Annotated in this window: 21 protein-coding genes; 10 read left to right on the top strand and 11 right to left on the bottom strand. The window is 64.8% G+C overall.

Annotated elements, in window-relative coordinates:
* Nucleotides 1-8 precede the first annotated feature (8 nt).
* A complete protein-coding gene (locus AC5Y42_RS00915; protein WP_499895066.1) occupies nucleotides 9-2,612 on the top strand; it encodes a WXG100-like domain-containing protein in 2,604 nt (867 codons plus the stop codon).
* A gap of 365 nt (nucleotides 2,613-2,977) precedes the next feature.
* Entirely contained in the window at nucleotides 2,978-3,313 is a 336-nt protein-coding gene (locus tag AC5Y42_RS00910) for a hypothetical protein (RefSeq protein WP_499895064.1), read from the top strand.
* Between the two features lie 91 nt (nucleotides 3,314-3,404).
* On the opposite strand, the gene AC5Y42_RS00905 is transcribed toward AC5Y42_RS00910, so the two are convergent.
* Complete coding sequence (locus tag AC5Y42_RS00905; RefSeq protein WP_499895062.1) at nucleotides 3,405-4,469, bottom strand: hypothetical protein; 1,065 nt, start codon at nucleotides 4,467-4,469, stop codon at nucleotides 3,405-3,407.
* A 207-nt stretch (nucleotides 4,470-4,676) separates the two neighbouring features.
* Here AC5Y42_RS00905 and AC5Y42_RS00900 point away from each other — a divergent pair, with 207 nt between their 5' ends.
* Genes AC5Y42_RS00900 through AC5Y42_RS00880 form a run of 5 tightly spaced genes read left to right on the top strand, consistent with a single transcriptional unit; the run spans nucleotide 4,677 to nucleotide 9,174 of the window.
* Nucleotides 4,677-5,480, top strand: coding sequence for an enoyl-CoA hydratase-related protein (locus AC5Y42_RS00900; protein ID WP_499895060.1), 804 nt, complete (start codon nucleotides 4,677-4,679; stop codon nucleotides 5,478-5,480).
* 13 nt (nucleotides 5,481-5,493) lie between these two features.
* Complete coding sequence (locus AC5Y42_RS00895) at nucleotides 5,494-6,225, top strand: SDR family NAD(P)-dependent oxidoreductase (protein WP_499895058.1); 732 nt, start codon at nucleotides 5,494-5,496, stop codon at nucleotides 6,223-6,225.
* The gene (locus AC5Y42_RS00890; RefSeq protein WP_499895056.1) at nucleotides 6,222-7,394 is read left to right on the top strand and encodes an acyl-CoA dehydrogenase; all 1,173 of its coding nucleotides are present in this window, start codon (nucleotides 6,222-6,224) and stop codon (nucleotides 7,392-7,394) included. The genes AC5Y42_RS00895 and AC5Y42_RS00890 overlap by 4 nt, the downstream gene beginning before the upstream one ends.
* Complete coding sequence (locus AC5Y42_RS00885) at nucleotides 7,391-8,536, top strand: acyl-CoA dehydrogenase family protein (RefSeq protein ID WP_499895053.1); 1,146 nt, start codon at nucleotides 7,391-7,393, stop codon at nucleotides 8,534-8,536. The genes AC5Y42_RS00890 and AC5Y42_RS00885 overlap by 4 nt, the downstream gene beginning before the upstream one ends.
* Nucleotides 8,536-9,174: a TetR/AcrR family transcriptional regulator gene (locus AC5Y42_RS00880; protein WP_499895051.1), complete on the top strand. Its 639-nt coding sequence runs from the start codon at nucleotides 8,536-8,538 to the stop codon at nucleotides 9,172-9,174. Before AC5Y42_RS00885 ends, AC5Y42_RS00880 begins: the two co-directional genes overlap by 1 nt.
* Here AC5Y42_RS00880 and AC5Y42_RS00875 read toward each other — a convergent pair.
* Nucleotides 9,143-9,817, bottom strand: coding sequence for a potassium channel family protein (locus tag AC5Y42_RS00875; RefSeq protein ID WP_499895049.1), 675 nt, complete (start codon nucleotides 9,815-9,817; stop codon nucleotides 9,143-9,145). The two genes, AC5Y42_RS00880 and AC5Y42_RS00875, sit on opposite strands and share 32 nt — an antisense overlap.
* A gap of 163 nt (nucleotides 9,818-9,980) precedes the next feature.
* On the opposite strand from AC5Y42_RS00875, the gene AC5Y42_RS00870 reads away from it, so the two are divergent.
* Nucleotides 9,981-11,477: a potassium/proton antiporter gene (locus tag AC5Y42_RS00870; RefSeq protein ID WP_499895047.1), complete on the top strand. Its 1,497-nt coding sequence runs from the start codon at nucleotides 9,981-9,983 to the stop codon at nucleotides 11,475-11,477.
* A gap of 88 nt (nucleotides 11,478-11,565) precedes the next feature.
* Here the strand turns inward: AC5Y42_RS00870 and AC5Y42_RS00865 are convergent, their stop codons facing one another.
* Together AC5Y42_RS00865 and AC5Y42_RS00860 are read right to left on the bottom strand one after the other, a co-directional pair.
* Complete coding sequence (locus AC5Y42_RS00865) at nucleotides 11,566-11,877, bottom strand: hypothetical protein (RefSeq protein WP_499895044.1); 312 nt, start codon at nucleotides 11,875-11,877, stop codon at nucleotides 11,566-11,568.
* On the bottom strand, nucleotides 11,874-12,179 hold the full coding sequence (locus AC5Y42_RS00860) for an AbrB/MazE/SpoVT family DNA-binding domain-containing protein (protein WP_499895042.1): 306 nt from the start codon (nucleotides 12,177-12,179) through the stop codon (nucleotides 11,874-11,876). Before AC5Y42_RS00860 ends, AC5Y42_RS00865 begins: the two co-directional genes overlap by 4 nt.
* Before the next feature lie 99 nt (nucleotides 12,180-12,278).
* Here AC5Y42_RS00860 and AC5Y42_RS00855 point away from each other — a divergent pair, with 99 nt between their 5' ends.
* Both AC5Y42_RS00855 and AC5Y42_RS00850 read left to right on the top strand, forming a co-directional pair.
* A complete protein-coding gene (locus AC5Y42_RS00855) occupies nucleotides 12,279-13,136 on the top strand; it encodes an SDR family oxidoreductase (RefSeq protein WP_499895041.1) in 858 nt (285 codons plus the stop codon).
* Nucleotides 13,137-13,176: 40 nt separating this feature from the next.
* A complete protein-coding gene (locus AC5Y42_RS00850) occupies nucleotides 13,177-14,571 on the top strand; it encodes an NAD(P)/FAD-dependent oxidoreductase (RefSeq protein WP_499895039.1) in 1,395 nt (464 codons plus the stop codon).
* Here AC5Y42_RS00850 and AC5Y42_RS00845 read toward each other — a convergent pair.
* The 7 genes from AC5Y42_RS00845 to AC5Y42_RS00815 all read right to left on the bottom strand — a co-directional run bounded on the left by AC5Y42_RS00845 (nucleotide 14,568) and on the right by AC5Y42_RS00815 (nucleotide 21,809).
* Nucleotides 14,568-15,722 (bottom strand): glycoside hydrolase 5 family protein, encoded by a 1,155-nt coding sequence (locus tag AC5Y42_RS00845; protein ID WP_499895038.1) that lies wholly within the window; start codon nucleotides 15,720-15,722, stop codon nucleotides 14,568-14,570. The two genes, AC5Y42_RS00850 and AC5Y42_RS00845, sit on opposite strands and share 4 nt — an antisense overlap.
* Nucleotides 15,723-15,816: 94 nt before the next feature.
* Nucleotides 15,817-17,046 carry an O-succinylhomoserine sulfhydrylase gene (locus AC5Y42_RS00840; RefSeq protein ID WP_499895036.1) on the bottom strand — a complete coding sequence of 410 codons (1,230 nt, stop codon included), beginning with the start codon at nucleotides 17,044-17,046 and terminating at the stop codon, nucleotides 15,817-15,819.
* Complete coding sequence (locus AC5Y42_RS00835) at nucleotides 17,043-17,456, bottom strand: rhodanese-like domain-containing protein (RefSeq protein ID WP_499895034.1); 414 nt, start codon at nucleotides 17,454-17,456, stop codon at nucleotides 17,043-17,045. Before AC5Y42_RS00835 ends, AC5Y42_RS00840 begins: the two co-directional genes overlap by 4 nt.
* Nucleotides 17,453-18,691, bottom strand: coding sequence for a formate-dependent phosphoribosylglycinamide formyltransferase (gene purT / locus AC5Y42_RS00830; RefSeq protein WP_499895033.1), 1,239 nt, complete (start codon nucleotides 18,689-18,691; stop codon nucleotides 17,453-17,455). Before purT ends, AC5Y42_RS00835 begins: the two co-directional genes overlap by 4 nt.
* A 5-nt stretch (nucleotides 18,692-18,696) precedes the next feature.
* Nucleotides 18,697-19,869, bottom strand: coding sequence for an XdhC family protein (locus tag AC5Y42_RS00825; protein WP_499895031.1), 1,173 nt, complete (start codon nucleotides 19,867-19,869; stop codon nucleotides 18,697-18,699).
* Between the two features lie 9 nt (nucleotides 19,870-19,878).
* On the bottom strand, nucleotides 19,879-20,514 hold the full coding sequence (locus AC5Y42_RS00820; RefSeq protein ID WP_499895029.1) for a PaaI family thioesterase: 636 nt from the start codon (nucleotides 20,512-20,514) through the stop codon (nucleotides 19,879-19,881).
* On the bottom strand, nucleotides 20,511-21,809 hold the full coding sequence (locus AC5Y42_RS00815) for an adenylosuccinate synthase (RefSeq protein WP_499895027.1): 1,299 nt from the start codon (nucleotides 21,807-21,809) through the stop codon (nucleotides 20,511-20,513). The genes AC5Y42_RS00820 and AC5Y42_RS00815 overlap by 4 nt, the downstream gene beginning before the upstream one ends.
* Nucleotides 21,810-21,867: the final 58 nt, after the last annotated feature.

Below are 21,867 nucleotides of genomic sequence, written 5' to 3'. Positions count from 1 at the left end.
GGCCTGGGGTGGCGCCGTTAACGGTTGACCCGCATGTGTTGGCGGGAGCTGGTGGCGCTGTCGGCGGTGTCGGCGATGAGTTGGCGACGGCGGTGGGCACGCTGGGCTCGGCGCTGTCCGGTTGTGGGGACATGGCCGGAGAAGACACGGCGGGGCGCATGTTCGGTCAGGCCTACGAGCAAGCCGCCCAAGGCGTGCTGAACGCAGTGGACGCCGGGGTCAATGCGTGCCGGCAGTTGGGTTTTGGCATCCAAATGACGGCGACGAATTATTCGCGCGCGGAGGCGGCATCGACAATCGGCGGCGGGGAGGCGTTGTCGCCGCCAGGTGAGCCGGGGCACTTTGATGCGCCGCGGGTGCCGTCACCGTTCGGGTCCGGGGTAGCCGCGCCGGGGCTGTGGTCGGTGGTGGAGACGTTCGTCGGCGATGTGTGGCCGAGCGGGAATCCGGCGGAGTTGCGGTCGGCAGCGGGGGCGTGGCGGGCGTTGGGGTCGGCGATCTCCGGCGCGGCCGGGCAGTTGAGCGGCCCGTCGGCGACCATTGCCGGTCAGCAAATCGATGAGGGCGCGCTGATCACGTCGGCGTTGTCGGGGGCGGGCCAGGCTATTTCGGGCATCGCCGGCGAGTGCACGAAGTTGGCCACCCAGCTCGATGAGTTCGCCGCCGACGTGGAATCCGCCCAAAACGCGATCCGGGATCTACTGCACCGATTGGGCACTCCGCAGGGGTTGTTCGGCGAAGCTGTCGCCTTCTTCAAAGGCGATGGCCTGGAAGAAGTCAAGAAGATCGCCAACGATATCAAGGCAGTGCTGAATAATCTCAAACGTCAAGCCACCGCCCGCGGGCAGGTGGTGCAGCAGGCGATGGGATTACTCGACGGCGCGGTGACGGGTTTACAGGCCTACATGCGCAAGGAGTTCACCCACTATTTGGGTGAGGACGTTGGTAACCCGCTCGCCACGGCTTTCGACACCTATACCAATCTCGGTGAGGGCCTCATCAAGGGCGCGGTCGGAGCGGAGCAGAGCCTCGAGCAGCTCAACCCGGCGCGATTCGCCTATGACCCCGAAGGTGCGGCAGCCACCTGGAAGGGTATGAGCAGAACGGGTTTGCTTGCGCACATCGCCAACCCTGAAGCTGCCGCGCAGGCCGACAAAGAGCTCGCCAAGGGTTTGCTCCATCTCGATGATTGGCGCCGCGACCGGCCGGGCCTGGGGGCTGGTGAAAATCTGTTCGACATCGCCACCCTGGCTGCTCCTGGGCTTGGCGAGGTCGGTGCGGGCGCGAAGGGCGTCGAGGCGGCCGCGGGTGCCGCCCGAGGGGTTGAGGCGGAGGCTGATGCGGCTGGCGCGGCCGGTCGAGCGGGGGCGCGTGCTGGTGAGGCGGCACGCGGTGCGGCGGGTGTGCTCAACCCGATCACCGAGCAGTCCGGCAAGCTCGCTGCCGATTTGGGCAAGATCGAGCGCGACTTGTCGGCCAGCGCACAGTCCGGCGCGACCGGGAGCAAAGGCATTCCGCCCTCGCTTGTCGACCACACTCCACCCGCCGCCGCGGCCCCAAGGGACCTTCCCGGATCGCCGGGCGGGCGTGTGCCCGAAACTCCGGCTGAACATCCAACTGCGGCACCGGCCCCGGCAGCAGGTGGCGCCGAGCCGCCGATCGGCCCGCGTGAACCCGTCCCCATCGCTGACCACCCGGCGTCGGTGCCGGGCGCAGCGGGTGAACACCTGACGACTGCACCGCTCGCGCCGGGTGAGCACCTGCCGTCACCCGCTGGACACGTGCCAGAAGCCGCCCCTTCGCAAGTGCCGCTGGCTACCGACGGGCACCCGGCACAGCCGACGCTGGCGGGCACTCATTCGCCGCAGGCTGCGCCGATGTCGCCGGCCCACGAGTCAGTCCCTGACTCGTACCGCGGTGGGGCGCATCCACCCGAGCCACCACCGGATGGACCAGGCGGCGGTGGTGACCATGGCGGTGGTGGCCGCGGTGACGGTAGCGGCCACGGCGCAGACCGTCACAGCCCCGGAGACGGATCCGAGCACGGCGACTCGCACGCATCTGACGATGGCTTACCTGCCGACCATGATGGACCGCGTTCCGCCGATACATCATCAACCCCGTTGAGTGACGAAAAGTGCGATGAAATCCTCGCAATGGAAAGGGGAACGCGCCCTGACCCGTCCGAGTATTTGTCACAAGAGTACATTGAGCACCATCTGGAGCAATTCAATCACGGCGCGACTCGTTTCATGTTAAAGGACACTTTCGAAGATTTCGGCATTGGGCAAGTCGACGGAACAAGTTTCGTGTTTCCGAGGAGTGAAATTGATGCTCTTATGGAGGCGAGCAAGGGCGATCCGGCTCCACTGGAGAAGTCGCTTGGACTGCCGGATGGTTATTTAAAAGATAATGTAATTCGCGTCGATATCTCTGACCCGCAGCAGTATAACTTGAGGATCCCATCTGGCAATGAAGCCGGCGCGAACGAATACTGGCTTCCGGGGGGTTTCTTGCCCCAGGGAATGCCGGAGGCTGTCATTGACGGCTCGAAAGTCCTACCTGACGGCCTGAGCATAAAAAAACTTCGAGACCCGGGAGGAAATAAATGAACTTCCAAAAGACCTACTTCTCTAGGGAAGGCAGATACTGGCTTGGAGAGGAAACAGATTCGGGTCGATATTATCTTGGGATACCAATTTCGAACGCAATGGTGGATTACATCGAGTTCTACTGGATTGACGACGAACAATATCAAGGTTTTTTGGAAAACCAAAACTTAGCGTTCGAATTTGCAGAGGCTTGTCGTCGTCGCGAACACGACGATCTTCTGGTTTACAAACCAGGAAAGGATCGCGGAACTCCCAGGTAAGTTCCGCTGGAGTGATGCAGGGGTCGATGCCGTAGGGCGACGACGTCAGTCTCAGGCTCAAAAGTGGTTTTCGATGACCTATCGCCGCCATGATGGGAGGATAACGTGGGCCTATTCAAGAGGAAGAAGAAGGCCGAAACAGCTGCTGGTGACGCTAAAATCTACTACTCCACACCTTTTGGCGACACAACAGACGGCACGCAAAAGCTCTTTTTACTTGAACGCGACGGCGTGTACTACGTTCCTGCTTTTCGTAGCGAGGAGTCGATGAAAGAATTTTATACGCGAATGAATCGCGCCGCGTATATGATCATTGAAGGCGACATCAAATCCCTGATCGACACTAATCGCTCAATCGAGTTGATGAAAAACGCGGGAATTGTCATTGAGCCGTTGAGCGAACATCCGGTTGTGATCATTCCTGACGTTGACGAACGCTAAACGTCACGCCCGCTGTGGGCACCCGCGTGCTCGTCGCCGACCATCGCACCTGCTCGTACATTTTCGTCGCTTTGGGGCGATGATCGCGTGGCTACATGGGCCCCGGGAGCTCGCCAAGGGCAGCGAGTTCTGCGTGGACGGGTTCAATGGCTGCCCGGTATTGGTCTTCGCTCAAAGATTTCGTGTAGTAGCGCCTTGTGCGCAGCTGGTATTGCTGCTCTCGCAGTTGCCGAATGCGGTCGAGTCTGGCGGCGTCGTTCGCCGAGAACGTCAATTGCTCGATGCTGATATGGCCCGCCAGGAATTGTTCAATCGGTGAGAGCCGATATCCGCAGTCGGCAAGAAATTCGAAGTAAGGCTTGCAATAGGGACGTCCGCCTGCTTGCGAGCTGCGACGGGCGGTATTCCATTCAAATGCCGCAAGCACCATCGCCAGAGTCACAACGGCGGGGCGCTCTTCGATATCGACTGCCGCTGCAAGGTCTTCGTACCTAGCTTCGTCGGTTCCCAGCAATTGTGCGGCAACGTCCATGCTGGCGGGACAGTGCAGGTCGGCCAAGAAGTGGAAATTGCGGGCGATGAAGGTATCGGTGTGCGGAGGTGGCTTGGCCACTGAGACGACATTGGCGCGAATCCAGTCACGCCGCGCTGTCGTTACCGCGGCTGCGCGGCGATCCAGCTCGTTTACAAGTACCCAGTCGGTCTTTGCCTGGGCGGCGGCTTCGGATTCCAATTTGGTTGGCTGGGCCCCAGTGTATGTGGGTCCGGCCGTCACCTCACTCAGCGTGAGCGGGCGTCCCATATCCCAGGTCAGATACCGGGCGTACACGTCAAGATCCGCGACCTTGGCGCGGCGCGCCAGATCTCCCAATGTTGTTCTGCCGGAAACCAACCTGCAGATGTGATCCTCTTGTTTGAGGTCGTCGCGCGTGTAGATCAATCCGAGGTCGAGGCGACGGAGATGGTCATCGGTATTCACGTCCACAGTCCAGCCGGCCGGGCCAGCGATTCCGGGCACATAACGGGTGGAGATTTCAACCAGGAAGTCATCGACGGTAGCCGAGCTAGGGAAGATCCAGAAAACACGATGGGACTCGACATCATCGCCCATAGCAACGCTGCTGCGATCTAACGTCACTTTCACCGTATCGGTCATGCTTGTAATTGTCTCTCAAGTCTTGCCCGCCCCTCCCGGACTCTTTAGGTCTTGTGGAGCGTTGTGCGACCGCCGAATTGGGCAGAAGCCACGCAGATCTGATGAGCTCACGACGCCAAGCCTCGCAGGGGACCAGTCGCCCTCGTCTGGACTGGAACACCGCGACGGGCTTGACCGCCACCCAGAATGAATATAGATTCGTCCAGAATGAACGCCAATTCACCCTACGCAGACATCACCTACGAGATCGACGCTGCCGCGGCGATCATCACGATCAACCGGCCGCAGCGCTACAACGCCTTCACCGGCAACACCGTCGAAGAACTCGTCAGGGCGTTCCGCGCCGCGTGGGCCGACACCCGAGTCTCGGCGATCATCTTGACCGGTGCGGGCGACAAGGCGTTCTGCACCGGTGGCGACGTCAAGCAGCGCGCGGAGACCGGCGATTACGGGCCCACCGAGAGCGGCATGTTCGAAATCGGCTATCTGCACAAGCTGATTCGCGACGTGCCCAAGCCGGTGATCGCCGCGGTCAACGGAGTCGCGGTCGGCGGCGGTCATGTGCTGCATGTGCTGTGCGACATGTCGATCGCCGCAGAGCACGCGACGTTCGGCCAGGCCGGACCGCGGGTCGGGTCGTTCGACGCGGGCTTCGGATCGGCGTATCTGGCGCGGGTGGTTGGCGAGAAGCGGGCCCGCGAAATCTGGTTCCTGTGCCGCCGCTACGACGCCGCCACCGCCGAACGGTGGGGTCTGGTGAACTACGTGGTGCCCGCCGACCAACTGATACCCGAGGCCAAGGCTTTGGCGGCGGAGATCGCCGAGAAGAGCCCGACCGCCTTGCGTTTCCTCAAGCAGTCGTTCAACGCCGACACCGACCACCAGGCCGGGTTGAGCAACATGGCGATGTCGGCGCTGGAGATCTTTGTGCACACCGACGAAGGCCGCGAAGGGGCGCAGGCGTTCGCCGAAAAGCGTCCCGCCGAGTTCGGCCGCTATATCACGGCCTGAGGAGAAGCCGCAGATGAGCAAACTCGCACTGGTGACCGGGGCCGGATCGGGTATCGGCAAGGCGATCGCGCTGGGGTTCGCCGCCCGGGGCGACCGGGTCGTCGCCGCCGACCTCGACCAAGCTGCTGCCGAGGCCACCGCCAAAGCACACCCCGAGTTGATCACCGCACTGCCGGTCGACGTCGCCGACCGCGCACAAGTAGACACCCTGCGTGACCGCACCCACGCCGAGGTCGGCGTCCCCGACGTGTTGGTCAACGCCGCCGGCTGGGACCGGACCGACCAATTCCTCAACGCCACAACCGATTTCGCTGAAAAGGTGGTGGCGATCAACTACCTCGGCCCAGTGCACATGTGCAGCGCGTTTCTGCCGGGCATGATCGAGGCCAGTGCTGGCGGGCGGGTGGTCAACCTGGCCAGCGACGCCGGACGGGTGGGTAGCGCGGGCGAAACCATCTACGCCGGCGCCAAGGGCGGTGTCATCGCGCTGACCAAGTCGCTGGCCCGCGAAATGGCCCGCCACCAGATCACGGTCAACTGCGTGTGCCCCGGCCCGACCGACACCCCGCTATTCGCGGCGCAACCGGACAAGCTGAGAGAGGCTCTGGTCAAGGCGATCCCGTTTCGCCGATTGGCCCGGCCCGAGGAAGTCGCGGCGCCAGTACTGTTCTTCGCCTCCGACGCCGCGTCGTTCATCACCGGTCAGGTGATCAGCGTCAGCGGCGGACTTACGATGGCGGGATGATGAGCTTCGACCCCTACGACCCGCTCGGCCTGGATGCGTCGTTGTCCAGCGACGAGATTGCGGTGCGGCAGACGGTCCGTGATTTCTGCGCCGAGAATGTCACCCCCTATGTTGCCGACTGGTTCGAAGCGGGCGATTTGCCGGTGGCCCGCGAACTGGCCAAGCAGTTCGGCGAACTGGGCCTGCTGGGCATGCACCTGAAGGGTTATGGCTGCGGCGGCGCATCGGCGGTGCACTATGGGCTGGCCTGCACCGAGCTCGAAGCCGCCGACTCCGGGATCCGCTCACTGGTATCGGTGCAGGGGTCGCTGGCGATGTTCGCGATCTGGAACAACGGCTCCGAGGAGCAGAAGCAGCAGTGGCTACCGGGCATGGCGGCCGGCGAGCTGCTGGGGTGCTTCGGGCTGACCGAGCCCGATGTGGGGTCCGATCCCGCAGCAATGAAAACCCGTGCGCGACGCGATGGTTCGGACTGGGTGCTCAACGGCCGCAAGATGTGGATCACCAACGGCACGGTGGCCGACGTGGCGATCGTGTGGGCGGCCACCGACGACGGGATCCGCGGATTCATTATCCCCACTCACACGCCCGGCTTCACGGCCAACACCATTCACCACAAGTTGTCGCTGCGCGCGTCGATCACCTCCGAGTTGGTGCTCGACGACGTGCGGTTGCCCGAAGACGCGGTGCTGCCCGACGCGACTGGGCTCAAAGGTCCGCTGGCCTGCCTGTCCGAGGCGCGGTACGGCATCATCTGGGGATCGATGGGCGCCGCACGGTCGGCCTGGCAATCCGCGCTCGACTACGCCACCCAGCGCACCCAATTCGACCGCCCCATCGCGGGATTCCAGTTGACCCAAGCCAAACTCGTCGACATGGCGATCGAACTGCACAAGGGGCAGCTGCTGTCGCTGCAGTTAGGCCGACTCAAAGACAGCGTCGGACTGCGGCCGGAGCAGGTCAGCTTCGGCAAGCTCAACAACACCCGGGAAGCGATCGAGATCTGCCGTACCGCGCGAACCATCCTGGGCGGCAACGGAATATCCTTGGAATACCCAGTGATCCGGCACATGGTCAACCTGGAATCGGTGCTGACATACGAGGGCACCCCGGAGATGCACCAACTGATACTCGGGCAGGCCTTCACCGGCCTGGACGCCTTCCGATGAGCGCGCTGAGCTACACCGCCGAACACCACCAGTTCCGGGAGCTGGTGCTTGGCTTCGTGCAACAGACCGTGCTGCCGGCTCACGAGAACTGGGAACGGGCCGGGTGTTGGGACCGGTCGCTGTTCACCGAAGCCGGCAAGCTTGGGCTGCTGGGCTTTCCGGTGCCTGAAGGCCTCGGCGGCCCCGGCGTCCACGACTTTCGCTACCACGCAATCGTTATCGAAGAACTGCAGCGGGCCGGCGCGGCCGCCGAGGCCATCGCCTTTTCACTGCAGAACGACGTCGTGCTGCCCTATCTCACCGCCATGACCACCACCGAACAGAAGCAACGCTGGCTGCCCGGAGTAGTGACTGGCGAGACCGTGCTCGGCATCGCGATGACCGAGCCCGGCACCGGCAGCGATTTGGCCGGCATCCGCACGACAGCGGTCCGCGACGGTGACCACTACATCGTCAACGGCGCGAAAACCTTTATCTCCAACGGGCAGAACGGCGACCTGTTCGTCATCGCGGTGCGCACCTCACCCGAAAAGCACAAGGGCCTGTCGCTGCTGGTGGTCGAGCCGGACACACCGGGCTTCAGCCGCGGCCGCAACCTGGAGAAGATCGGCCTGCACGCCCAGGACACCAGCGAGTTGATCTTCACCGACATGCGGGTTCCCGTCGACAACCTGCTCGAGGAAGAGGGCAAGGGCTTCTACCAGTTGATGAGCAACCTTCCCCAAGAACGACTTTCGCTTGGAGTTGGTGCCGTGGCCGCCGCCGAAGGGGTGCTGGCCGAGACTCTGGAGTATGTCCGGCAGCGACAGGCGTTCGGCTCGCCGATCGCCGACTTTCAGAACACCCAGTTCGTACTCGCCGAACTGGCCACCGAACTCGACGTCGCCCGAACCTTCCTCGACGACTGCATCGCCGAACACCTGACCGGTGAGCTCACCACCGCGCGCGCGGCCCGGCTGAAGTGGTGGACCACCGAACTGCAAGTGCGGGTGGCCGACCGCTGCCTGCAACTGCATGGCGGGTACGGCTATATGCGGGAGTATCCGGTGTCGCGGGCGTTCGTCGACGCGCGTATCCAGACCATCTACGGCGGCACCACCGAGATCATGAAGACGATCATCGCCAAGGATCTGGGCTTCTGATGGTACTCGACTACGGCGACCTGCCAGTCGAGGAGGCCGTGCGGGCCGTACGCGCCAGCACGCGGCGCCGTCAGTTGCTCGACGCCGCGGTTACAGTGATGGGCCAGAAGGGCTTTCACCAAATGTCCATGCAGGATCTGGCGGCCGAGGCCAGCGTCAGCGTGGGGCTGATCTACAAGTACTTCGGCGGCAAGGAGGATCTGCTGCTCGCGACGATCGTGCGGATCCAAGACGCCTTTCGCGACCAGTTGGCCCCGGTCATGGAGGCGGCCGGTGCGGATCCCGCCGAGCAGCTGGCCGCCGGGATCCGGCGCTACATCGAGATCGTCGAGGACAACCTGGATGCGGTGGTGCTGACCTACCGGGAGAGCCGCACCCTCGACGCGGCCGGGCGTGCCCAGATCAAAGAACTGGAGATCGCCACCGCCGCACCGCTGCGTACGGCGATCGAAGCGGGTATCGCCGACGGCACGTTCCGCGACGCCGACGTGGATCTGCTGGTCTTCGACATCATGCTGCTCGCGCACGGATGGGCCTTGAAACATTGGCATTTCGGGCCCAACTACAGCCTCGACGATTACATCCGCCTACAGACGCAGCACGTGCTCAACTCGTTGCGGTGTCGAGGCCGTGAATGACAGCCCGGATCTGATTCTCGACGGCGCTGCCGGCGACGAACAACATCTCGTCGCCGGCCTCCAGCACGTCGTCCGGTTGCGGAAGGATGATCTCGTCGCCGCGCAGCACGGTGATCAGCGCGGTGTTCTCGGGTAGCGCCAAGTCACGGACCCGTTGTCCGACGAGTGGGTTGTCCGCGGGGAGCGTCAGCTTTTCCAGGTTGGCCTGGCCTCGCCGAAGCCCCATCAATCGCACCAGGTGGCCGACATCGATGGCGCCCTCGACTCCGGCCACCATGGCCGTCGGGGTGGAGACCGCCACGTCGACGCCCCAGGCGTCGGTGAACAGCCACTCGTTGCGTGACTCGTTGATTCTCGCCACCACTTTGGCCACGCCGAACTCGGTCTTGGCCAACAGAGCCGCGGCGAGGTTCACCTTGTCATCGCCGGTGGCGGTGATGACCACATCGCACATCTCGATGCCGGACTCTTCGAGCGAGGTCAGCTCACACGCGTCGGCAAGCAACCACTCCGCATCGGGAACGGCACGCGGCTCGTAGTGCCGGGGGTCGCGCTCGATCAGCAAGACTTTGTGCCCGTCGTCGAGCAGTTCCCGCGCAACGGACCGACCGACAGCGCCTGCGCCCGCGATCCCGATCCGCACCTTTGGTCTCCTCACCGCCGTTGCCCGGGGTGGTACTTCGCCGGTACCACGGCATTCACTAGCGTTGGTACTGATTTACCGGCCTGAACGCAACTCCGGTGACCTTTGCTGCACGCAGTAGCGGGATGTTCCGTCGCACGTGCGCAGGCCCGACGAGGATGAAATGACCCTGCAGCAGCTGTACGTGGCGCTGCTGATCGGCGGCGTTGTGCTGCTGGCCAGCATCGTCGCTACCCGGTTCGCGGCCCGGGTGGGTTTGCCCAGCCTGTTGCTGTTCCTCGCGGTCGGCGTCGCGCTCGGCAACGACGGGCTCGGGCTGGACTTCAGCGACGTTCAGCTCGCCAGTGACCTCGGCACCGCGGCGCTGGCCGTCATCCTGATCGAAGGCGGCTTGACCACGCGGTTCGCCGATATCCGCAAACTGCTGGCACCCGCCGGTGTCCTGGCCACTCTGGGTGTTTTCGTCAGCATGGTGGTCACCGCTGCCGGCGCACATCTGTTGCTCGGTATCAACTGGCAACTTGCGCTGCTGCTGGGTGCCATCGTTTCCCCCACGGACGCGGCCGCGGTCTTTTCTATCCTGCGCGTCCTGCCACTGCCGAGGCGCGTTGCGGGGCTGCTGGAGGCCGAGTCCGGATTCAACGATGCACCAGCGGCGATTCTCGTCCTGATGCTCAGCGCCACGCCGCTGACTTTTTCGCCCGGGCCCGCCATCGCCGGGGTGGTGTACGAGTTGATTGCCGGCGCGGCAATCGGATTGGCGTGCGGGCTGGTCGGCGCCGTCGCGCTGCGGCGCGCGGCCCTGCCGGCCTCGGGCCTCTACCCACTCGCGACGTTCGGGCTGGGCATGGTGGCCTTTGCAGCGGCGGGCAGCGTGCACGCCAGCGGGTTCCTGGCCGCCTACTTGTCCGGAGTTGTGCTGGCCAACTCCGGGTTACCGCATCGCTCGGCCACCCGGTCCTTTGCCCAAGGGCTGGGCTGGCTCGCCCAGATCGGTCTGTTCGTCCTTCTGGGCCTGCTGGTGAGTCCGGGCCAGCTGGCCGGTGATTTGGTGCCGGCGATCGTCATCGGAGCCGTCCTGCTGCTGCTTGGCCGACCGCTGTCGGTCATCGCCTCGCTTGTTTGGTTCCGGGTGCCGTTGCGCGAGCAGGTGTTTCTCTCGTGGGCCGGGCTACGCGGCGCGGTCCCGATCGTGTTGGCGACTTTTCCGATCGTCGAAGGTGTTCAGGACAGCTACCGACTGCTCAATATCGTCTTCGTCCTGGTGGTGGTGTTCACCCTGGTGCAGGGCCCCAGCTTGGGCTGGATCGCGCACTGGATGAGGCTGATCTCCCGCGAGGCCACCCGGGAAATCCAGGTGGAAGCGGCGCCGCTGGACGTGCTGGAGGCTGAGCTGCTGACGATGACGGTGTCCAAGGCGTCGCGGTTGCACAACGTCTCGCTCCTGGAGCTGCGGCTACCCGAACCCAGCGCCATCACCCTGATCATCCGCGACGGCAGCACGTTCGTGCCCCAGCCGGACACTCGCATCGAGGCCGGTGATGAGCTGCTCATCGTCACCACCGCCAAGACGCGTGCGGCCGCCGAACGGCGGCTGCGGGCGGTCAGTCGCCGCGGCAAACTCGCGTACTGGTTCGACGAGTACGGCGAACCGGAGTGATCACCGTTGAGATTGCGTTCAGGGCTGTCTCCGCCAAAATCTCGCGACCCTGGGAGCAATCTCAACGGATAGCCGTGGCTCTCTGTCGTCAAGAAGTCCGGAATACAGCGTGGTCGCCGATACGGCGCCACCGGCATCTCAGTTCATTGCCGACGGTGATCAGTTCGAACGTGGCGCGGCCATCCGGGCTGGCGAACGACCACGTCATTTCTAATACGCCTGGTGCGCCCTGTACGGACTTGATACGAAGCGACCGCGGCCAGGCCGCGGATGGATCGGCCGCCAGAGCGTCACGGGCCGGGATGAACTTGTTCTTGAGCGCCCGCCGAAACGTATCTCGATGTTCAACTTTGAGTCGGCGGTAGTCCGCATCGAATGCCGGGGTGGTTTCGAACTTCACCGCTCTTCGGAATCCAACGCATCCAAGTGCTCTAGTAATGCATCCCCGTCGTCGTGCACGGTGAGCCGCCCAGCGGCCACGTGCTGGTCCACTTCGGTCTCACGCTGCTGCCAGCGTTCGGTCCAAAACCAACGCTGATCCGCCGGCACCGGCAACGACGGTCGCAGTTCGAGCACCCCGTCGTCGCGCTCGGTGATCTCGACCTGTGCACCTGGTTCGTCCAAGTGCAGCCGGCGCCGCACCTCGGCCGGCAGTGCCACCACGCCGCGCGCCTGTACTCCTACGTATCCGCGGAAAGGCATCGTGACAGTATGACGCTGAAACAGTAGGGCCGCAATACGGTAAAGCAGTCGGGATAGCCGGGTTCCACGCCGAACTTGACACCTGTAAAGTCGCTGGCCATGGACAACATCAGGGGTAAGACCGTCGTGATCACCGGCGCTGCCCGGGGCATCGGGCACGCCACCGCCAAGGCGCTGCTGGCCCGCGGTGCGCGGGTGGTCATCGGCGACCGCGACGTCGACGTGCTGGAAAAAGCCGTCGCGGGGTTGAGCAGTCTGGGTGCGGTGTCGGGCCATCCCCTCGACGTCACCGAGCGAGAGTCGTTCGCGGCCTTTCTCGATAAGGCCAGCGCCGACGGCGGCGGGCACATCGATGTGCTGATCAACAACGCCGGTGTGATGCCGGTGGGCCCGTTTTTGCGGCAGTCCGCCGAGGCGATCCGCTCCTCGATCGAGGTCAACTTCTATGGCGTGATCACCGGCTGCCAACTGGTGCTACCGGAAATGGTCAAGCGCCGCAGCGGCCACATCGTCAACATCGCATCGATGGCCGGCATGGTGGCGGTCCCGGGCCAGGTGGTCTATGCCGGCACGAAGTTCGCTGTGGTCGGGCTCTCCAGCGCGATGGCCGATGAATTCGCCCCGCAGGGCGTCAACGTCAGCGCGGTATTGCCGACCTTCACCAATACCGAATTGATCTCCGGCACCGCTACCACCGCCGCGACCAAGCCGGTGCAGCCCGAAGACGTCGCCGCCGCAATCGTCAAGGTGCTCGACAAGCCGAAAGCGCAAGTGTCGGTGCCCGGCTCGTCCCGCTTCATCGGCATCATCACGATGTTGCTGCCGTCTCGGGGCCGGCGTTGGCTGGGCAAGAAGATGGGCACCGACACGGTGTTCCTCAACTTCGACACCACTGCGCGCGCGGCCTACGAGGACCGGGCACAGCACGCGACCGGCGTCGTCGAGCACAAGGACTGAGCACTGGCCTGACCGGAGGCGTCGGTTTAGCCTCGATGAGGTGAGCCCGCCTGCATCCCCGCGTCACCGTGTCGTCATCATCGGGTCGGGTTTTGGCGGCCTGACCGCGGTCAAGGCTTTGAAGCGAGCGGATGTCGACGTCACGCTCGTCTCCAAGACCACCAGTCACCTGTTTCAGCCGCTGCTCTATCAGGTGGCGACGGGGATCTTGTCGGAAGGCGAGATTGCTCCGGCCACCAGGCTGATCCTGCGCAAGCAGCGCAACGCCCGGGTGCTGCTCGGGGATGTCGAAGCGATCGACCTGTCCGCACGCACCGTGACGTCGAAGCTGATCGACATGCAGACGGTGACGCCCTTCGACAGCCTCATCGTCGCCGCCGGTGCGCAGCAGTCGTATTTCGGCAACGACCAATTCGCCACCTATGCGCCGGGCATGAAGACGATCGACGACGCGCTGGAACTGCGCGGCCGGATTCTTGGCGCGTTCGAGGCCGCCGAGGTCACTACCGACCACGCCGAGCGGCAACGCCGTCTGACATTCGTGGTGGTCGGGGCGGGGCCGACGGGCGTCGAGCTCGCCGGGCAGATCGCCGAGCTCGCCGATCGCACGCTGGCCGGGGCGTTTCGCACCATCGAGCCGACTGATTGCCGGGTGATCCTGCTCGACGCTGCACCCGCGGTGTTGCCGCCGATGGGTGAGAAGCTCGGGCTCAAGGCGCAGCGCCGGCTGGAGAAAATGGGCGTGGAGATCCAACTCGACGCGATGGTCACCGCCGTCGACTACCAGGGCATCGGGGTCAAGGACAAGGACGGCACCGAGCGACGCATCGAATGCGCCTGCAAGGTATGGGCGGCCGGCGTGCAGGCCAGCCCGCTGGGCAAGATGCTCGCCGAGCAGTCCGGCGGGACCGAGGTGGACCGCGCCGGACGTGTGGTCGTCGAACCCGACCTGACCGTCGAAGGGCATCCGTACGTGTTCGTGGTCGGCGATCTGATGTCGGTGCCGGATGTGCCCGGGCAGGCGCAGGGCGCAATTCAGGGTGCGACGTACGCGACCAAGTGCATCAAGCGCGCACTGAAAGGCCATGACAACCCCGCGCAGCGCGTGCCGTTCAAGTACTTCGACAAGGGCAGCATGGCGACAGTGTCGCGGTACAGCGCCGTCGCGCAGGTCGGCAAGTTGGAGTTCGGCGGCTTTCTGGCGTGGCTGGCGTGGCTGGTGCTGCACCTGTATTACCTTGTGGGACACAAGAATCGGTTCACCGCCGTGGTTGCCTGGGGCGTCTCGTTCCTGGGCCGCGGTCGCGGGCAGATGGCCATCACCAGCCAGATGATTTACGCCAGGCTGGCGATGAGCAGGGTGCGTGAGCAGCAGGCGGGCGCGTTGGCGGCGGTCGAGCAGGCCGAGCACGCCGAACAAGAGGCGGCGAGTTAAGACACCGGACCGCTGCTCAGCGCCCGAATTGCTTGAATTTCGCTGCCCTGGAAGGGCTGCCCGTCGGGTCGTAGCAGGTCGTGGAACCACACTTTCGGGATTGACGTGTAGGGGTGGTTCCACGAGTCCCACGGGAAGTAGGTCTGGGTCCTGCCGGCGACCAAACCCCAGTTGAATGCGCCAACGTTGTGCTGCTTGGCAATTGGCAAGATTCCCTCAACCGTGCTGCCCTGGGTCCGAGCCATGTATTCGGTACACAGCATCGGCCGCCCCAGCGGCGCAAGCTCGCCGATCCGGTTGGCGAAGGTCGCCGGTTTGCCATAGGAGTGGAACGTGATCACGTCGGAGTTGTCCAGCTGAATACTGCTGATCGTGCTGCGGCGTGCGGGATCTCCCCATTCGCCGTCCCACACACCGCTGGTCAGTGGCTGGCTGGGCTCGACTGAGCGTGCCCAACCGAAAACCTGGGGAAGCAGCTCGGCGACCAGCTCCAGCTTGTCGCTACGCTCGACACTGCGATACTGATTCGCGGGATTGTCGGGCTCATTCCACAGGTCCCAACCCAGAACCCGATCGTCATTGCGGAACTGGCTGATCACCGCGGTGACATAGGACTGCAAAACGCGCTGATAGCCGCGGTCATCGAGACGTTCAGCACCCGGGCTCTGCACCCAACCAGAGTTGTGCACTCCGGGTTTCGGTGCGTGCTGCCGGCCCAGCCTGGGGAACGGATCCCAACACGAGTCAAAGAAAACGAAGAGCGGTTTGATGCGGTGACGCGCAGCAATGTTGACGAACTGCGCCAAGCGCATTTGGAAGCCCCGGGAATCCTGAGCCCAGAGCTGATCGTGTAGGAAAACCCGCACACTGTTGAGTCCGTGAAAACGCGCCCAGCCCAGTTCGGTGTCGATGCGCCGTGGATCGTAGGTGCCGGGCTGAAACATCTCGAGCTGATTGATGGCGGTCGAGGTGCTGTAGTTGGCGCCGACGGGCCAACCCTGGGCTTGATACCACCGGTTGGCACGGTCAACCGACCACCGACTCGACTCGCCAGAGGCGCGTGGTGGGTCGGCAGCGGCGTGCGGTGCCTGGGCCATCGCCGCGCCCGCTGCCAGCAGCAGCGGCAGTTTCAAGACGGTTCGGCGATACACAAATTGACGATATGTTGGCCAAGGCGGTGTCCCCGGTATTTGCCCCGCGCGTTGCGATAGTTTGTTGCGGGAACTGTTATCTCGTCGTTGTCAATTAGCTCAGCGCCCGGTCGAGGTCGGCGATCAGGTCGTTGGTGTCTTCTAACCCCACCGAGATTCGGATGACCCCTTCGCCGAGGCCGATCGCGGCCCTGCCTTCGGGTCCCATCGCCCGATGCGTGGTGGTCGCCGGATGAGTGACAAGGGATTTCGCGTCGCCGAGATTGTTGGAGATGTCGATGAGCTGCAAATTGTCCAACAGGTCGAAGGATCGCTGCTTGACCACGTCGGCCGGGGCATCGAGCTCGAACGTGATCACCGTGCCGCCCCCGGACATCTGCCGCTTGGCCAGATCGTATTGCGGGTGCGACGACAGATAGGGGTAACGCACCCAGCGCACACTCGGGTGGCTTTCCAGGAACTCGGCCACCCGCTGCGCCGACGAGTTGGCGTAATCAACCCGAACCGCCAGCGTCTCAAGACCTTTCAGTAATACCCAGGCGTTGAACGCGCTGATCGCCGGACCGGTGTGCCGCATCAGCTTCTGCACCGGGCCGTCGATGTATTCCCGGTCGCCGAGGATCGCCCCGCCCAGCACCCGGCCCTGCCCGTCGAGGTGTTTGGTCCCCGAGTACACCACGACATCGACGCCCAGCGGGAAGCCCTGCTGCAGCAGCGGCGTGGCGAAGACGTTGTCCAACACCACCTTCGCGCCGGCGGCATGCGACATTTCGGTAACTGCGGCGATGTCGACCAGCGACTGCATGGGGTTCGACGGTGTTTCGAAGAACACCGCCTGGGTGGGCACCGACAGCGCCTGCTCCCACTGGGCGAGGTCGTCGCCGTCGACGAACACGGTCTCCACACCCCAGCGCGGCAAGATCTCGTTGCACACCACGAAACACGAGCCGAACAAGCTGCGGGATGCGACCAGTCGGTCACCGGCTCCCAGCAGTGCGCCCAGTGAGGTGAACACCGCCGCCATGCCGCTGGCGGTGGCGAACGCCGCCGGCGCCCCCTCGATCAGCCGCAGCCGCTCCTCGAACATAGTGATGGTCGGGTTGCCGTAGCGGGAGTACACATAACGGTCCACCTCCCCGGTGAACGCCTGCTCGCATGCGGCCGCGGACTCGTAGACATAGCCGGACGACAGATACATCGCCTCGGCGGTCTCGTGGAACTGCGACCGCAACACCCCGCCACGCACCCCGATGGTGGCCGGACCCACACCCTCGGGCAGCGGGCGTGGGATGCGGATCGAGCGTTGGTCGTCTGCGGAAGTCATGACTGTTTCCACGGCAAGCCGATTGCCCGCCAGCCGGTCACGCCGCGGTGGCCCGCCTCGTCGAGATGTCCTTCGAACCCGTCCAGCACGTTGTAGGACGGCGCGATGCCGGCCTCGGTGGCGGCCTCCGCGGCGCCGATGGAGCGGTTGCCCGAGCGGCACAAGAACACCACCGGTCGATCGTCTCGCGCCGGGACCCGGTTGAGCAGGTCGGCGACGAAATTCTCGTTGCGGGTGCCATCCGCGCTGTTCCACTCGATGTACACGATGTCGCGGCCGAGACTGGACAGGTCGGCCATGCCGACGAAGCGCCATTCGGCGTCGGTGCGTACGTCGACCAACACCGCTTCGGGATTCTCGCTGAGCAGCTGCCAGGCCTGCTGCGGCGTGATATCTCCTGCGTAACTCACTCGGAGGAGTCTCTCACGAGCCCCCAATGCTTGCGCAGGGCGGCCGACGCCTGTCGGGCACGGTCACGCGCGGTCGCCACGTCGTCTGCAGTGACGACGGCCACCCCAAGCCGACGGCGGTCCTCGGCCTCATCGCCGAAGACTCGCACATCGCTTTCCGGCACGGCCAGCGCTTCACGCAGGGCGCTGCCGATGGTTGCCGCCTGTTCGACCGCCTCGGAGTACACGACGTGTGCGGCGCCCGGCGAAATCATGATCGTGTCGGTGCGCAGGCCGAGGATCGACCTGGCCTGTAACTCGAACTCCGACAGCCGTTGCGTGCGCAGCGTCACCAGCCCGCTCTCGTACGGCGACGCGCTGACATCGCAGAAGTACACCTCGTCGCCGCGGACCATCAACTCGACCCCGAAAACGCCCCGTCCGCCAAGTGCCTTGACGATGCGCGCGGCGATCGACTTAGCGGCGTCCAGCGCGGCCGGCGTCAGATTCTGCGGCTGCCACGACTCCACCACATCGCCGGTGGTTTCGCCGTGCCCGATCGGAGCGCAGAACTCCACCGCCGGACCGGTCGGTCCCTCGCTGCGCACGGTCAGCAGGGTGGCCCGGAAGTCGATTTCGACGACGGTTTCGGCCAACACCCGGTTGGGTGTGCGCGGGCCACCGGCCGACACCGCACGCTGCCAGGCCGCATCGAGGTCATCCGGCGCGGAGACCACCGTCGCTGCATGACCGTCCACGCGCGCGACCGACTGGACCTGCAACGGGTACCCGGCGTAGTCGGCCACCGCGCGGAGTTCCTCGAGCGATCCGGCGAACCAGAACGGCGCAGTGGGCAGCCCGAGCTCGTCGGCGGCCAGCCGCCGCAGAGCCTCCCGGTCAGCGGTGAGCCGGGCACTGCGGGCGGTCGGGAATACCCGCGCGAAATCGGTTTCGGCGGCAGCCGTCAGCGCGTCGGCTGCGACCACATCGGTGACGGTCACCACAAAATTGGGTTGCACCCGACCAATTACGGCGGCCAGCTCGTCGGTGTCGGTCAGGTCGACCACCACCGAATCGTCGGCAACCCGGTGCGCGGGCGCGTCGGCATGTCGGTCCACCGCGATCACCTCAGCGCCGAGGCGCTGAAAAACCACCGCCAGCTCGCGGCCGAACTCGTCCGCGCCCAGCAACATCACCCTGGTGCGTTGGATGTCATCGCTGCGGAGCTGCTCGTCCTCGACCGGTTCGGCCTGCATGCTGCTCAAGGATAGAGCGGGAAAGTAAGCGCTGAACTGGTCGCGGGGTTGGCAGCACGGCCGCTGTCGTGGTGGATGCGGCCGCCGATATCGACCAGCCGACCGCCACCGCCTCCCCAGCGCCGGGCGATGATGTCGGCGGCAATCGACACCGCGGTCTCTTCGGGTGTGCGTGCCCCGAGATCCAGCCCGATCGGGCTGGCCAGTCGGCTCAGCTCGGCGTCGGTCAGACCCGCTTCGCGCAGCCGGGTCATTCGATCGTCGTGAGTGCGGCGCGATCCCATCGCCCCGACGTAGCCGACGTCCAGGCGCAGTGCCACCTCGAGCACCGGCACGTCGAACTTCGGGTCGTGGGTGAGCACGCAGATCACCGTGTGCCGATCGATGGCGCCCGCCTGCGCCTGCACCGTCAAATAGCGGTTGGGCCAGTCGACGACGACCTCGTCGGCGGTGGGAAAGCGCGCCGGTGTCGCGAACACCGGGCGGGCGTCACAGACGGTGACCCGGTAGCCCAGCAGCGAACCCTGCCGTGCCAGTGCCGCAGCGAAATCGATGGCGCCGAACACCAGCATCCGCGGCCGCGGCGCGTGGCTGGCCACGAACACGTCCATACCTTCGCCCAGCCGTTGGCCGTCGGGCCCGTAGTGCAGGACCTCGCTACGCCCGGTCGCCAGCAATCCGCGCGCGTCATCGGTGACCGCGGCGTCGGCGCGCGCCGTACCGAGCGAGCCAGACACCGCGTCCGGGCGGACGACCAGCCGTCGGCCCAGCCGCGCGGGTTCGGGATGGGCGATCACGGTGGCGATCGCCACCGGCCGGTGCGCGTCGAAATCGTCGGCTACCGTGCTGAGCTGCGGAAACGCGTCCCGGGATATCGCCTCGATGAAGACGTCGATGACGCCACCGCACGTCAGCCCGACGGCGAACGCATCGTCGTCACTAATGCCATAGCGCTCCAGCCGCGGCGTCCCGCTACGCGCCGTTTCAGTGGCGAGCTCATAGACGGCGCCCTCGATACAGCCGCCCGATATCGATCCGCTCACCGATCCGTCCGGAGCCACCACCATCGCCGCACCCGGTGAGCGCGGTGCTGATTGGAAGGTTCGCACCACGGTCCCCACGCCGGCGGTGCCGCCGGCGTGCCAGATCGACATCAGATCGGCGAGCACGTCGCGCACGAGACCAACCTACGGCTGGCCGGGGAGCAACCGCACCATCAACGCGTGTACTTCGGCCAGCACCGCATCCTCGGAGTCGACGAGCTCTCCGGAGATGAACGCCTTGCGACCCTCGGCGGAGTCGATGCGTGCCCGCACGATCAGCGGGGTGTCGATCGGAGTGACCTTGCGGTAGTCGACTTTCAGAAATGCGGTTCGGCTGATCGGCCGGGAAGCCGCGTGCACCACCATGCCGCAGACGTGATCGAAAATCAGGGGCAGCACACCGCCGTGCACGGCCGAGTTGCCGCCGACGTAGTAGCGGCTGAACTGCCCGCGCATTTCGACACCGTCGGAGTCGAACTTCGTCATCTTCCACGGCGGCATCAACAGACTGCCCATGCCGGGCATCGACGGCACTCGGCCTGCCGGCGCCACGCCCTCCGGCGCTTGGAACGGATCGAGGAGCTTGACCAGTTCTTCGGCCCGCTCGGCGGCGCTGTCCCACGTGTCGTCATCGGGATCGGTGGAGACCGCCAGATCTTGCAGGCGCCGCATCGCGGTGACGAAGCGACCGAAGCCCGGACCCGGTTCGGCGGCCTCGTACCGCGGAAACCCGCCGTGCTTTCCGTAATCAGGATCGACCGACTCCGGTTGATCGGTCATCGGCGCACCTGCAGAACATCGCGACGGACAATGGTTTGATCTCGGCCCGGACCGACCCCGATGCACGAAACATGTGCTCCGGCAAGCTCTTCCAACCGCAGCACGTAGTCACGCGCCTTGGCCGGCAGGTCGTCGAACTCCCGGGCGTGCGAGATGTCTTCCCACCAGCCCGGCAAATCCTCGTAGACCGGTTCGGCGCGACCCAAATCGCTTTGGGTCATCGGCATCTCGTGGGTGCGTTTGCCGTCGACGGTGTAGCCGACGCAGACCGGAACGGTCTCCAGGCTGGACAGCACATCGAGTTTGGTCAAGAAGAAGTCGGTGATGCCGTTGACCCGGGTGGCGTAGCGGGCGACGACGGCGTCGAACCAGCCACAGCGCCGGCGCCGGCCGGTGGTCACCCCGAACTCGCCGCCGGTCTTGGACAGGTATTCGCCGTTTTCGTCGAACAATTCGGTGGGGAACGGTCCCGAACCCACCCGGGTGGTGTAGGCCTTGAGGATTCCCAGCACCGTGGTGATCCGGGTCGGGCCGATGCCGGAGCCGACGGCAGCGCCGCCTGCCGTCGGATTCGACGACGTCACATAGGGATAGGTGCCGTGGTCGACGTCGAGCAGGGTCCCCTGCGAGCCTTCCAGCAGCACGGTTTCACCGGCCTCCAGCGCATTGTTGAGCAGCAGGCGGGTATCGGCGATGCGGTGCTTGAAACTTTCGGCCTGCTCCAACAGGTTGTGCACGACCTGCTCGGGCTCCAGTGCCTTTCGGTTGTAGATCTTGACCAAGATCTGGTTCTTGAGTTCTAGCGCGGCCTCGATCTTGTGGGCCAATTGTTCGGGGTCGAGCACATCGGCGACCCGGATGCCCATCCGCGCGATCTTGTCCTGATAGCAGGGGCCGATGCCGCGACCGGTGGTGCCGATCTTCTTGCTGCCCATGTAGCGCTCGGTCACCTTGTCGATCGCCACGTGGTAGGGCATCAGCAGATGCGCGTCGGCGGAGATCAGCAGGCGGGAGGTGTCGACGCCGCGGTCCTCGAGGCCTTCGAGTTCGTCGAGCAGCACACCGGGATCGATGACTACGCCGTTGCCGATGACGTTAGTGACGCCGGGTGTTAGCACACCCGACGGGATCAGATGCAGGGCGAAGTTCTCGCCTGTGGGCAAGACGACGGTGTGCCCGGCGTTGTTCCCGCCCTGATAGCGCACCACCCACTGCACGCGCCCACCGAGTAGATCGGTGGCTTTGCCTTTGCCCTCGTCGCCCCATTGGGCGCCGATCAGGACGATTGCCGGCATGGTTCTCCTGTTTCTTGTGGTTCCAGCCGGTGTCTCACACTATCTCAGGGGTTTGCGA

This window comes from Mycobacterium sp. NGS48 (assembly GCF_059812585.1).
This window is presented reverse-complemented; position numbering and strand designations above follow the sequence as displayed.

What these genes read in the sequence shown, in the direction of transcription:
- AC5Y42_RS00885 (WP_499895053.1), top strand. Translation starts at nt 7,391, where the DNA reads ATGAGCGCGCTGAGCTACACCGCCGAACACCACCAGTTCCGGGAGCTG.
- AC5Y42_RS00890 (WP_499895056.1), top strand. Translation starts at nt 6,222, where the DNA reads ATGATGAGCTTCGACCCCTACGACCCGCTCGGCCTGGATGCGTCGTTG.
- AC5Y42_RS00820 (WP_499895029.1), bottom strand. Translation starts at nt 20,514, where the DNA reads ATGACCGATCAACCGGAGTCGGTCGATCCTGATTACGGAAAGCACGGC.
- AC5Y42_RS00900 (WP_499895060.1), top strand. Translation starts at nt 4,677, where the DNA reads ATGAACGCCAATTCACCCTACGCAGACATCACCTACGAGATCGACGCT.
- AC5Y42_RS00840 (WP_499895036.1), bottom strand. Translation starts at nt 17,046, where the DNA reads ATGACTTCCGCAGACGACCAACGCTCGATCCGCATCCCACGCCCGCTG.
- AC5Y42_RS00880 (WP_499895051.1), top strand. Translation starts at nt 8,536, where the DNA reads ATGGTACTCGACTACGGCGACCTGCCAGTCGAGGAGGCCGTGCGGGCC.
- AC5Y42_RS00905 (WP_499895062.1), bottom strand. Translation starts at nt 4,469, where the DNA reads ATGACCGATACGGTGAAAGTGACGTTAGATCGCAGCAGCGTTGCTATG.
- purT (WP_499895033.1), bottom strand. Translation starts at nt 18,691, where the DNA reads ATGCAGGCCGAACCGGTCGAGGACGAGCAGCTCCGCAGCGATGACATC.
- AC5Y42_RS00815 (WP_499895027.1), bottom strand. Translation starts at nt 21,809, where the DNA reads ATGCCGGCAATCGTCCTGATCGGCGCCCAATGGGGCGACGAGGGCAAA.
- AC5Y42_RS00870 (WP_499895047.1), top strand. Translation starts at nt 9,981, where the DNA reads ATGACCCTGCAGCAGCTGTACGTGGCGCTGCTGATCGGCGGCGTTGTG.
- AC5Y42_RS00860 (WP_499895042.1), bottom strand. Translation starts at nt 12,179, where the DNA reads ATGCCTTTCCGCGGATACGTAGGAGTACAGGCGCGCGGCGTGGTGGCA.
- AC5Y42_RS00895 (WP_499895058.1), top strand. Translation starts at nt 5,494, where the DNA reads ATGAGCAAACTCGCACTGGTGACCGGGGCCGGATCGGGTATCGGCAAG.
- AC5Y42_RS00855 (WP_499895041.1), top strand. Translation starts at nt 12,279, where the DNA reads ATGGACAACATCAGGGGTAAGACCGTCGTGATCACCGGCGCTGCCCGG.